This is a genomic window from Rhizobium sp. CB3090, from assembly GCF_029714285.1.
GTDB lineage: Bacteria > Pseudomonadota > Alphaproteobacteria > Rhizobiales > Rhizobiaceae > Rhizobium.
In genome coordinates, this window is the sequence record NZ_CP121663.1 from 617,976 (window position 1) to 630,223 (window position 12,248).

At 59.3% G+C, this 12,248-nt stretch carries 10 protein-coding genes; 7 read left to right on the plus strand and 3 right to left on the minus strand.

Annotated features, from left to right (window positions below; all coding sequences use genetic code 11):
* The first annotated feature begins 2 nt into the window (after positions 1 to 2).
* The 7 genes from QA646_RS21545 to QA646_RS21575 all read left to right on the plus strand — a co-directional run bounded on the left by QA646_RS21545 (position 3) and on the right by QA646_RS21575 (position 10,383).
* The gene (locus QA646_RS21545) at positions 3 to 1,469 is read left to right on the plus strand and encodes an alpha-glucosidase/alpha-galactosidase (protein ID WP_283060282.1); all 1,467 of its coding nucleotides are present in this window, start codon (positions 3 to 5) and stop codon (positions 1,467 to 1,469) included.
* A 134-nt stretch (positions 1,470 to 1,603) separates the two neighbouring features.
* The gene (locus QA646_RS21550; RefSeq protein WP_283060283.1) at positions 1,604 to 3,691 is read left to right on the plus strand and encodes an ABC transporter substrate-binding protein; all 2,088 of its coding nucleotides are present in this window, start codon (positions 1,604 to 1,606) and stop codon (positions 3,689 to 3,691) included.
* Positions 3,692 to 3,846: 155 nt separating this feature from the next.
* Positions 3,847 to 4,857: an ABC transporter permease gene (locus tag QA646_RS21555; protein WP_283060284.1), complete on the plus strand. Its 1,011-nt coding sequence runs from the start codon at positions 3,847 to 3,849 to the stop codon at positions 4,855 to 4,857.
* Positions 4,857 to 5,987: an ABC transporter permease gene (locus tag QA646_RS21560; RefSeq protein ID WP_283060285.1), complete on the plus strand. Its 1,131-nt coding sequence runs from the start codon at positions 4,857 to 4,859 to the stop codon at positions 5,985 to 5,987. The genes QA646_RS21555 and QA646_RS21560 overlap by 1 nt, the downstream gene beginning before the upstream one ends.
* Positions 5,988 to 6,000: 13 nt before the next feature.
* Complete coding sequence (locus QA646_RS21565) at positions 6,001 to 7,671, plus strand: ABC transporter ATP-binding protein (protein ID WP_283060286.1); 1,671 nt, start codon at positions 6,001 to 6,003, stop codon at positions 7,669 to 7,671.
* Positions 7,672 to 7,690: 19 nt separating this feature from the next.
* Positions 7,691 to 9,061, plus strand: a complete 1,371-nt coding sequence (locus tag QA646_RS21570) for an alpha-glucosidase/alpha-galactosidase (RefSeq protein ID WP_283060287.1) — start codon at positions 7,691 to 7,693, stop codon at positions 9,059 to 9,061.
* Between the two features lie 179 nt (positions 9,062 to 9,240).
* Positions 9,241 to 10,383, plus strand: a complete 1,143-nt coding sequence (locus QA646_RS21575) for a fumarylacetoacetate hydrolase family protein (protein WP_283060288.1) — start codon at positions 9,241 to 9,243, stop codon at positions 10,381 to 10,383.
* 77 nt (positions 10,384 to 10,460) lie between these two features.
* Here the strand turns inward: QA646_RS21575 and QA646_RS21580 are convergent, their stop codons facing one another.
* The 3 genes from QA646_RS21580 to QA646_RS21590 all read right to left on the minus strand — a co-directional run bounded on the left by QA646_RS21580 (position 10,461) and on the right by QA646_RS21590 (position 12,203).
* On the minus strand, positions 10,461 to 10,973 hold the full coding sequence (locus QA646_RS21580; protein ID WP_283060289.1) for a hypothetical protein: 513 nt from the start codon (positions 10,971 to 10,973) through the stop codon (positions 10,461 to 10,463).
* 148 nt (positions 10,974 to 11,121) lie between these two features.
* Positions 11,122 to 11,580 carry an ATP-binding protein gene (locus QA646_RS21585; protein WP_349254272.1) on the minus strand — a complete coding sequence of 153 codons (459 nt, stop codon included), beginning with the start codon at positions 11,578 to 11,580 and terminating at the stop codon, positions 11,122 to 11,124.
* A 146-nt stretch (positions 11,581 to 11,726) separates the two neighbouring features.
* Entirely contained in the window at positions 11,727 to 12,203 is a 477-nt protein-coding gene (locus QA646_RS21590; RefSeq protein ID WP_104826668.1) for a cyclic nucleotide-binding domain-containing protein, read from the minus strand.
* Between the last annotated feature and the right edge of the window lie 45 nt (positions 12,204 to 12,248).

The following is a 12,248-nucleotide window of genomic DNA, read 5'->3' on the forward strand; positions in this document are numbered from 1 at the left end:
TCATGAGTTTCAAAATCGCCATTATCGGCGCAGGCAGCGTCGGCTTCACGAAAAAACTGTTCACCGACATTCTCTGCGTGCCGGAGTTCCGGGATGTCGAATTTGCGCTGACCGATGTCAGCGAGCACAATCTCACGATGATCAAGGCGATCCTCGATCGGATCGTCGAGGCGAACAAGTTGCCGACCCGAGTGACGGCGACGACGGAGCGCCGCAAGGCGCTGGACGGTGCACGCTACGTTATCAGTTGCGTGCGCGTCGGAGGGCTGGAAGCCTATGCCGAAGATATTCGCATTCCCTTGAAATACGGTATCGACCAATGCGTCGGCGACACGATTTGCGCCGGGGGCATTCTCTACGGCCAGCGCAACATTCCTGTCATTCTCGACTTCTGCAAGGACATCCGCAAGGTCGCTGAAAGCGGCGCGAAGTTCCTGAACTATGCCAACCCGATGGCGATGAACACCTGGGCGGCGATCGAATACGGCAAGGTCGATACGATCGGTCTCTGCCATGGCGTCCAGCACGGGGCCGAGCAGATTGCCGAAGTTCTCGGCGCCAAGGACAAATCGGAGCTCGACTACATCTGCTCGGGCATCAATCACCAGACCTGGTTCGTCGATCTGCGCCTCAATGGCCGCAAGATCGGTAAGGACGAGTTGATCGCCGCTTTCGAGGCGCATCCGGTTTATTCGCAGCAGGAGAAATTGCGCATCGACGTGCTGAAGCGTTTCGGCGTCTATTCCACCGAAAGCAACGGACATCTCTCGGAATACCTTCCCTGGTATCGCAAGCGGCCGGACGAGATCAACAAGTGGATCGACATGTCCGACTGGATCCACGGCGAGACGGGCGGCTATCTCCGCCATTCGACCGAGACTCGCAACTGGTTCGAGACGGAATTCCCGCAGATCCTCGAAAGCGCCTCGAAGCCCATCGATCCGGCCAAGCGCTCGAACGAGCATGCGAGCCACATTCTCGAGGCGCTGGAGACCAATCGTGTCTATCGCGGTCACTTCAACGTCAAGAACAACGGCGTCATCACCAATCTGCCTGCGGACGCCATCATTGAATCGCCCGGCTTTGTCGATCGCTTCGGCATCAACATGGTGGCTGGCGTCACGCTGCCGGAAGCCTGCGCCGCGACCTGCATTTCCTCGATCAACGTCCAGCGCATGTCCGTTCACGCCGCCGTCAGCGGTGATCTCGATTTGCTGAAACTCGCGGTTCTGCACGATCCGCTGGTCGGCGCCGTATCGACGCCGGAAGAGGTCTGGCAGATGGTCGACGAAATGATCGTGGCCGAGGCTCGCTGGCTGCCGCAATATGCACATGCGGTCGAAGGGGCGAAGGATCGTCTGTCGCGCAGCAATGTTAAGACCCGCGATTGGAAGGGTGCGGCCAGCCGTAACGTACGTTCGATCGAGGAGCTGAGAGCGGAAAAAGCAGCCATGAAGCAGGCTGGCTAAGGACCGGGCATTCGGGACTGGTTGGCTTCGGCGGGATTTTCAGGAGGAAACCTGCCAGCACGCCAGCCGGTGCCGTTGAATGGAGGAGTGCGGCGCACCTACGGGGCGCTCGCGACATTGGGAGAGAGAAAACGATGAGACATTTTCGACCGATAAGCATTCTTGCGGCGTTGACGATTGCCACATCGGCGATCGCCATGAGCGCCTATGCATCCGAACCGACAGTGCCGCCCGTACCGCCGGCCTTCCCGGCTGAAGGCAAGATCAAATATGTGGCACGCGACTCCATCCTGGAGTTCAAGGCGCTGCCGGAATATCACGAGCCAGCCTGGGTTACGGAAAAATTCGTGAAGACCGGCAAGTTGCCGCCCGTCACGGATCGCTTGCCGAAGGAACCGCTCGTTTTCAAAACCGGTAACATGCCAGACGGCATCGGTGTTTATGGCGACACGCTGCGTCACGTCATCGGCGGTCGGCCGGAAGGCTGGAACTACGGCGCCGGCCAGACCCAGGGATGGGGCGGCATCGATATCGGCCTCTCCGAATGCCTGACGCGCACTGCGCCGCTGTTCCAGGTCGAGGCGAAGGATACCGAGCCGCTGCCGAACCTCGCCAAGGGCTGGGAATGGTCGCCGGACGGCCACAAGCTCACCATGCATCTCATCGAAGGCGCGAAATGGTCCGATGGCGTGCCCTTCAATGCCGACGACATCATGTTCTATTGGGAAGACGAAGTCATCGATCCGAACGTCTCGCCGCTCGGCGGCGGCGCATCGCCGGAGGCTTTTGGCGAGGGCACGACGCTCAGGAAGATCGACGACTACACGATCGAGTGGACCTTCAAGGATGCCTTCCCGAAACAGTATCTCTACACGATGGCCTATCCGAACTTCTGCCCGGGCCCGTCGCATATTCTGAAGCCGCAGCATCCGAAATATTCGAAGAATACCTACGACCAGTTCAAGAATGCCTTCCCGCCGGAATATATGAACATGCCGGTCATGGGTGCGTGGGTGCCGGTCGAGTACCGATCCGATGACATTATCGTGCTCCGCCGCAACCCCTATTACTGGAAGGTCGACGAGAAGGGCAATCAACTGCCTTACCTCAACGAGCTGCACTACAAGCTTTCGACCTGGGCCGATCGCGACGTGCAGGCAGTTGCCGGCTCCGGCGACCTCTCCAATCTGGAGCAGCCGGAAAACTTCGTCGCTTCGCTGAAGCGCGCTGCCCAACCGGACGCCCCGGCGCGTCTCGCCTTCGGTCCGCGCCTTATCGGCTATAATCTGCAGATGAACTTCTCCGCCAATGGCTGGGGTAACCCGGACGCCCGCGGTCAGGCCATTCGCGAGCTGAACCGCAACGAGGATTTCCGCAAGGCCGTGACCATGGCGCTCGATCGCAAGGCGATCGGTGACTCCCTGGTAAAAGGGCCGTTTACGGCGATCTATCCCGGCGGTCTGTCCTCGGGCACCAGCTTCTACGACCGCAATTCGACGGTCTACTACCCGTTCGATCTGAAGGGCGCCAAGGCACTGCTTGCCAAGGCGGGCCTCAAGGACACGGATGGAGACGGCATCGTCAACTTCCCGGCGGGCACCGCCGACGGCAAGGATGTCGAGATCACGCTGCTGGTCAACAATGACTACACGACCGACAAGAGCCTTGCCGAGGGTGTCGTAGCGCAGATGGAAAAGCTCGGGCTTCGCGTGATTATCAACGCGCTCGACGGACCGAAGCGCGATGATGCCAATTATAGCGGTCGCTTCGACTGGATGGTCCGGCGCAACACCACGGAACTGGCCTCGGTGGTGCAGAACACCGAACAGCTCGCTCCGGTCGGTCCGCGCACGAGCTGGAATCACCGCGCGCCCGAAAGCGGCCAGTTGGACCTGATGCCCTTCGAGAAGGAGATGGTCGACGTCGTCAACAAGTTCACGACCTCGCAGAATAGCGACGAGCGTGTGGCCCTGATGAAGCAGTACCAGAAACTCTCGACCGAGCATCTCTACAATATCGGTCTGACGGAATATCCGGGCGCGCTTATCATCAACAAGCGCTTCTCGAACGTTCCTCCGGGTACGCCGATCTTCATGTTCAACTGGGCTGAAGACTCCATCATTCGTGAGCGCATGTGGGTCGCGGCTGACAAGCAGGGCAAATACGAACTGTTCCCCGAGCAGCTTCCGGGTGCGCCGGGCAGCGCAGGTCCGATCAACTAATGGAGCCGGGCAGTCGGCCATCAGGCCGGCTGCCCGCCTCAAGCCAAAAATTCCGGCTGCATTGCGATGCAGCCGGGCAAAGCTGAACCCAGCCGGTCCGTGCTATCCTCAGGGGATGCAGACCACCGGCGGCAAGAAGAGAAGCGAACCGTCCCATGTTGCGATTCCTGCTCGTGCGCATAGCCTCTGCCATACCCGTGCTCGTCATTCTGAGCGTGGTGACTTTTGCGATCATCCAGGCGCCGCCTGGGGATTATGCAGACTTCATCCGCTCGCAGTTGATGAACCAGGGGGGCGCGTCCTTCGCCCAGGCCGACGAGCAGGCGCAAATCTATCGTCATGAACACGGGCTCGATAAGCCGCTGGTCATACAATATTTCAATTGGATTGGCGGCATCGTCACCAAGGGCGATTTCGGCTACAGCATGTTCTACAACAAGCCCGTGGCCGACGTCGTCGGAGAGCGCCTGCCGCGGACCCTGGCACTTGCGCTTGTTTGCCATCTCTTCGCTTCCGTTCTCGGCATCGGCTTCGGCATATGGGCCGCTACCAGGCAATATAGCTGGATCGACAGCCTGCTTTCCGGCATCTCATTTCTCGGCATGACGGTGCCGCGCTTCCTGATGGCGCTGATCATCGTCTATATCCTCGTCTTCCAACTCAACGTCTCGGAAATCGGCAGCTTCTATTCGCCGCAATATGGTGGGGCGCCGTGGTCCTGGGCCAAGTTCGTCGATCTGGTCAAGCATGTCTGGCCGGTCGTGGCGATCGCCACCTTCGGCGGGCTTGCCTATAATATGCGCGTCATGCGCGGCAATCTGCTCGACACGCTGAATGCGCAATATGTCGAGACCGCCCGCGCCAAAGGCCTCTCCGGCGGCGCCGTCGTCATGCGTCATGCGGTACCGAACGCCTTGCATCCGCTTGTCATGTATCAGGGTGTCGTGTTGCCCTACATGCTGACCGGCGAGATCGAAACCGCCATTATTTTTGCGCTGCCGACCGTAGGGCCGGCGATCGTCGGCTCGATGGCGATCGGCGATGTCTATGTCACTGCCACCTTCATGATGGTGCTGTCGGCGACGCTGATTGTCGGCAACATCATTGCCGACATGCTGCTCGCCTTGCTCGATCCCCGCGTCCGTCAACAGGGAGGGATCCACTGATGCTCGCCTTCAGCACATCCGCGCCGCCGCTCGATGAAAACAAGATCAAGCCGAAAAGCGGCAATGAGAGCTACATCGCGCTTGTCTGGCGTCGCCTGAAACGCTCGTGGACAGGCATGGGCGGCCTGATCCTGGTTATCCTCTTGCTGCTGATGTCGCTCTTCGCCGAATTCATCGCCCCTGACGATCCCAAGGCGACCGATACCGGCTTTGCGCCGCCGCAAGTCATCAGCTTCCACGACAAGGACGGCAATTTCGTCTTCCAGCCGAGGGTCTATGCGCTGGCCGAAACCGATGAGCTTGACCCGGTCACGTTTCAGCCGATCGTCGGGCCGGACTACAACAATCCGCGTCTGCTCGGCTTTTTCGTCAAGGGCGCGCCCTATGACCTGTTTGGCCTGATCCCAGGCAACCGCCACCTCTTCGGCTCGACCGATGGCCGGCCGGTGCATTTCCTCGGCACCGACAAATTCGGCCGCGATGTGCTCTCGCGCGCCATCTACGGCTCTCGCATCTCGTTGATGATCGCGCTGACTGTGGTTGCCATCGTCACCATCGTCGGCACCACCGTCGGCATGGTCTCGGGCTATTTCGGCGGCACGCTGGATGCCTGGATCCAGCGTTTTGTCGAGCTGGTGCTGGCCTTTCCGCAATTGCCGCTCTATCTGGCGCTGACCTCATTGATCCCCGTGACGGCGCCGACCAACGTCTTCCTCGCCTTCGTCATCATCGTCATGTCGGCACTCGGCTGGGCGCAGATGTCGCGAGAAGTGCGCGGTAAGACGTTGGCCCTGGCGCGGATCGACTATGTGCGCGCCGCCATGGCGGTTGGGGCGACGGATCGACGTATCATCCTGCAGCACATTTTTCCGAATGTGATGAGCCATGTCATCGTCACCGTGACGCTGGCAATTCCGAGCGTCGTGCTGCTCGAATCCTTCCTTGGCTTCCTTGGCTTCGCGGTCAAGCCGCCACTGATCTCTTGGGGGCTAATGCTGCAGGATACGTCCACCTATTCGGTCATCGGCTCCTATCCCTGGATCCTATCGCCCGTCGCCTTCGTGCTCGTCACCGTCTTCGCATTCAATGCGCTCGGCGACGGTCTGCGCGACGCCATCGATCCCTATTGAGAGGAGACGGACCATGGCTCTCGCACTCGTCAATCCCTTCGCCCCCGATATCAGGCTCGATGCGGCCAATAAGACCGTGCCGCCCGTCATCGACGCCCGCAACGTTGCTGTCAAATTCAAGGTGGAAGATGGCATCGTCGACGCCGTCAAGGACATTTCCTTCCAGCTCTACCGGGGTGAGACCATCGCGATTGTCGGTGAATCCGGCTCGGGAAAATCGGTGACCGCCCGCACGGTGATGGGGTTGCTTACCAAACGCGCCGTCGTCTCGGAGAAATCCACGGTCAGCTATGACGGCAAGAATGTGCTGAAATTTTCCGAACGCGCGCGCCGGCAACTGCGTGGCGACCGTATCTCGATGATCTTCCAGGAGCCGATGAGCTCTCTGAACCCGATCTATACGATCGGCAGCCAGATCGTCGAGGCGATCCGCGTCCATCGCAAGATCGGCCGCCGCGAAGCGGAAAGGCGGGCTTTGGCGCTGCTGCAGCAGGTGCAGATTCCCGATCCGGAGGCGCGGCTAAAGCAATATCCACACCAGCTTTCCGGCGGCCAGCGCCAGCGCGTGATGATCGCCATGGCGCTCGCCAATGACCCGGATGTGCTCATCGCCGACGAGCCCACGACAGCGCTCGATGTGACCGTGCAGGCGCAGATCCTGAACCTGATCCGCAATTTGCAGAAGCAGCTTGGCATGGCGGTGATCCTGATCACCCATGACCTGACCGTGGTCCGGCAGTTTTCCGATTATGTCTACGTCATGCAACATGGCGAGATGCGCGAGCACAATACGACGGAGGAGCTTTTCGCTCGTCCGCAGCATCCCTATACACAGCATCTGCTCGCCTCCGAGCCGCGGGGGCAGGCAAAGCCGTTGCCGCCGGACTGCGACACCATTCTTGAGGGCAAATCCGTCAAGGTCGCCTTCATGCTGCGCCACGGCACCTTCCTCAAGCCGGACATGCGCGAGCTGGTCGCCGTCGATGGCCTCAGCCTCGAGCTTCGCCGGCACGAGACATTGGGGCTCGTCGGCGAATCCGGCTCCGGCAAGACCACCTTCGGCCAGGCGCTGCTGCGGCTGATCGATGCCGAGAGCGGCGAAATCTACTTCGACCGGCAGGCAATCCATGGCCGTTCGCGGGCCGAGATGCGGCCCCTGCGCTCGCGCATGCAGATCGTTTTTCAGGACCCCTTCTCCTCGCTCAATCCGCGCATGCCGATCGGCCAGATCATCGCCGAAGGGCTGGTGGTCAACAATATCGGCGCCAACAAGGCGGAGCGGCTGGAGCGGGTAAAGGAAGCACTGGTCAGCGCGGGCATGCCCTCGAATATCCTGTCACGCTTTCCGCACGAATTCTCCGGCGGCCAGCGCCAGCGCATCGCCATTGCGCGGGCCATCGCGCTCGAACCGGAATTCATCCTGCTCGACGAACCGACATCGGCGCTCGATCTCTCCGTCCAGGCACAGATCATCGATCTCCTGCGCAAGCTGCAGGACGAACGGGGCCTGAGTTATCTTTTCATCTCCCACGACCTCAAGGTCGTCCGCGCCCTTTGCCACCGCGTCATCGTCATGCAGCATGGCAAGATCATGGAAGAGGGGCCGGTCGACGACGTTCTTTCCCATCCCAAGACCGCTTACACCGAACGCCTGGTTAAGGCGGCGTTCGAGGTAGCCTCATAAGCATTCAGGAGACTTCTACATGGCAGGCAATCCCAAGATCACCTTCATTGGCGCCGGTTCGACGGTTTTCATGAAGAACATCATCGGCGACGTTTTGCAGCGTCCGGCACTGACGGGTGCGAAAATAGCGCTGATGGATCTCAATCCTCAGCGGCTGGAAGAAAGCGCCATCGTTGCCCGCAAACTGGCTTCGACACTGGGCGCATCGGCAACTGTAGAGACCTTTACCGATCAGCGCCAGGCTCTGGACGGCGCCGATTTCGTCGTCGTCGCCTTCCAGATCGGCGGCTACGAGCCCTGCACGGTCACCGATTTCGAAGTGCCGAAGAAATACGGTCTGCGCCAGACGATCGCCGACACGCTCGGAGTCGGCGGCATCATGCGCGGGCTCAGAACTGTGCCGCATCTCTGGAAGATCTGCGAGGACATGCTTGCCGTCTGCCCAGAAGCGGTCATGCTGCAGTACGTCAACCCCATGGCGATCAACACATGGGCGATTGCCGAGAAATTTCCGACGATCAAGCAGGTCGGCCTTTGCCATTCCGTGCAGGGCACGGCGATGGAGCTGGCGAAGGATCTCGATATTCCCTACGAGGAAATCCGCTACCGCTCGGCCGGTATCAACCACATGGCCTTCTACCTGAAATTCGAGCATCGCCAGGCGGACGGATCCTATCGCGATCTCTATCCCGATCTCGTACGGGCCTATCGCGAGGGGCGGGCGCCGAAGCCCGGCTGGAACCCGCGCTGCCCGAACAAGGTTCGCTACGAGATGCTGACCCGGCTCGGCTATTTCGTCACCGAAAGCTCGGAGCATTTTGCCGAATACACGCCCTATTTCATCAAGGAAGGCCGCGAGGACCTAATTGAGAAATTCGGTATTCCGCTCGATGAATATCCGAAGCGCTGCATCGAGCAGATCGCGCGCTGGAAGAGCCAGGCCGATGAATATCGCAGCGCCGACAAGATCGAAGTGACCCAATCGAAGGAATATGCTTCCTCGATCATCAATTCGATCTGGACCGGCGAACCTTCGGTCATCTACGGCAATGTCCGCAACAATGGCTGCATCACTTCGCTGCCCTATAATTGCGCCGCGGAGGTTCCCTGCCTGGTCGACGCCTCCGGCATCCAGCCGACCTTCATCGGTGACCTGCCGCCGCAATTGACCGCGCTGATCCGCACCAACATCAACGTACAGGAACTGACGGTACAGGCGTTGATGACCGAGAACCGCGAGCACATCTACCATGCGGCGATGATGGATCCGCATACCGCCGCCGAACTTGATCTCGACCAGATCTGGTCGCTGGTCGACGAACTGCTGGCCGCCCATGGCACATGGCTGCCGGAATGGGCGCGCAGCGACCGCAAGGTTCAGGCCGCTTGAAACCCTCTCTCCCGGTTTTGCGGCCGGATGGGCCTCGCAGTATCGCTGCGAGGCCCTACCTTTTTGCCGTGATGGAGAAGGTGAAAATCCAAACCCTGCTATCCTTTGAGCCGATCTGAGATGGCAAAGCCTTTCCGCCTGCGCTAAAAACGAGACGAAGCTGGGGAGAGATCAAATACATGGCGAGTTCAGATATTTTCAGCACGGGAACCTTCGTTGGCCGCATCTGGCGGCCGGAGATGAAGGGGCCCGCCCTTGTCGTCGTCCGCGACGGCGCGCTTTACGACATCACGTCGAAGGACGCGCCGACCATGCGTGACCTCCTGGAGAAAGACGATCCGGTCGGCTTTGTCCGCGCACAAAAAGGCGAAGCCGTCGCCAAGACCGACGATCTGCTCGCCGCCAAAGCCGATATTTCGGCCGTCCATCTCCTTGCCCCCATCGATCTGCAGGCGATCAAGGCCTGCGGCGTCACTTTCGCCCGGTCGATGCTGGAACGCGTCATCGAGGAGCGTGCGGCCGGCAATCCGGATCTTGCGGAAGCGATCCGAAGCAAGGTCACGGCCCTCATCGGCGACAGCCTGCGTAACCTGAAGGCCGGCTCGCCGGAAGCTGCCAAGGTCAAGGCGGCACTGATCGAAGAAGGCGTCTGGTCGCAATATCTCGAAGTCGGGATCGGCCCGGATGCCGAGGTTTTCTCCAAGTCGCAGGTCATGTCCTCCGTGGGCACGGGCGCCGATGTCGGCCTGCACCCGATCTCGAAGTGGAACAATCCCGAGCCTGAAATCGTGCTGGCGGTCGATAGCCAGGGCCGCGTAAAGGGTGCGACGCTTGGCAATGACGTCAATCTGCGCGATGTCGAGGGACGCTCGGCGCTGCTGCTCGGCAAGGCGAAGGACAACAACGCCTCCTGTTCGATCGGCCCTTTCATCCGCCTGTTTGACGAGACCTATACGCTCGACGACGTGCGCAACGCCGATCTCGACCTCAAGGTCGAGGGGGAAGACGGCTATGTGCTGCACGGCCGCTCATCGATGAAGGAAATCAGCCGCGATCCTCTCGATCTCGTCTCCCAGACCATCGGCCGCCATCACCAATACCCGGACGGCTTCGTGCTCTTCATGGGCACGCTCTTTGCGCCAGTCGAAGACCGCGACACACCCGGCCAGGGCTTCACCCATAAGGTCGGCGATATCGTCACCATTTCCAACGACAAGCTCGGCGCATTGAAAAACCGGGTGCTGTTGTCGACGGAATGCCCACCGTGGACGTTCGGAACGTCGCATTTGATGCGCAATTTGGCAGGGCGTGGGCTGATTTAGAGCGCTGATGGTGGAACACTAAACTGGCAATCGCCAATAGTTGCTTGGCGATTGTCCTTCGCAAAGCATTCAGGCTGCTAAGATGATAACTTCTTCGCCAATTGCGCAGCGTCGATAGACGCAAGATTGCCGCCAGCGAAAAACGGATCGTCTGAAACGGCGCGCCCAATCCACTGCGGAAGCACGTACGCTTCAAGCGAGGTGGCCGACTCCGCCTCGATCTCGCATAAAACCAAGCCGGCAAGATGATCCTCGAAGATATCGATACAGAGCGCGGAGGAAGCGATGTTGTATCGTCTCTTCCGAATGCCTTTGCCGCTCAGTGTGGAGAATAGATCATACTCCTGCGGTGTCAGGTAGATATTGACTATGGCGAGGGAAGGGGTGCCCTCGCCGGGGTATTTCTTGCAAAGCTTGTATAGAGTATCCCGTTCGTCATCATGAATGATCTTCCGTAAGCGCAGACTTGTCCCATCGAGATATAGGTCCTCGATCAACCGAAATGCCACACCGGAAAGGTCTGGAACTTCGTTGACGAGAAATCGGCGCTCATATTCGGGCCGCGCATATTTCGGAATTGAGTTCGCCATATTCGACACATCCAGAAAATGCCAATTCCAAATCTTAATAGCTACTGAAACGATAAACAGGCAGGCCGTATTCGTGGCTTTTCAAGAGCCAAGGGTAGTTGCAAGCAATCGCGCTGCATTTCCGATGATCTCACGCCCTGCTGTAGCGCTACCGATATACGGAAGCCTCCTCTTCGGGTAGCGGCCTCTCAAGCCAGGTGGCACACAATTCGAGGTGCTCCTGCGTTATAGAAAATGTATCGGCCGGCAAGTCCCGGTTACGCGCTTCGACACGCTTAACCAGCTCCTCAAAAGGGGGATCTAGGAAGATTAGTTGAGCCTCGGCGCCTGCGTTTGACGCCAGCGTTCGTGCAACGTCTCGCTCTACTCGACGGAAGAATCCAAATTCCAAGACTACGTCGCGCCCCAGACGAAGAACCTTATCGGCCAACTCCAACTGCAATTGCTGTACCGCACGTCGTCTGTCGGCGTCGTAGCCGTCCCCAACAACTCGCGCCATCCATACGTCTGGAGACAGCAGCAATGCAGGGCATTCCCGTTCAAGGCGTTTGCCAATTGTTGTCTTCCCCGCCCCTGGCAGTCCCATCAACATGTATAATGTTGCCATACATTGTCCCCTCCATCGCGGACGCCTACCCGCTGGGCCGGAATTGCGCTGCTGATCGGAAGTTTCTTCATCAGCGCCTAGAATATCGGCCACGACACCTCGGGCCTTGCCCGCTACTCAAAGGCGCGGGCACCAATATCTCGACCTCAATGCGTCGATACTGACTGCTGTTGGTTCTGGCGGCTGCGGGCGGCGGTGAGTTCGGAGGTGGTGTGATTGAGGCGGTCGGCGAGGACGCGCATGATTTCGACGGCCATTTCGGGAAAATCGCTGAGCAGTTTCAGGAAATGCTCCTTGCTGATCTTCAGTGCCTCCAACCGAGACGTGGCCTTGACGGTGGCGGTGCGTGATACGTCGCAGAGAATGGCGATTTCGCCGACGATGGAGTTGATGTCGACTTCGGCGACCTTGATTTCTCCAGCCGGGCTATCGACAAGAATATCAGCAGTTCCGGAAAGAACAACGTAAGCGGCATCGCCCTGGTCGCCCTGATGAAACAGAACTTGACCGGCATTGTAGCTGACGCGATCCGACGTGAATGCCAAAAGCTTCAACTTTGCGGGTGCGATGCGCGAAAAAATCGGCACCCGCTTCAGCATTTCAACTTCGTCTTTCAGAAGCATGAGCTTCAAACCCCCAGTGTCGGGCCCCAGATACCACCGCTGCAA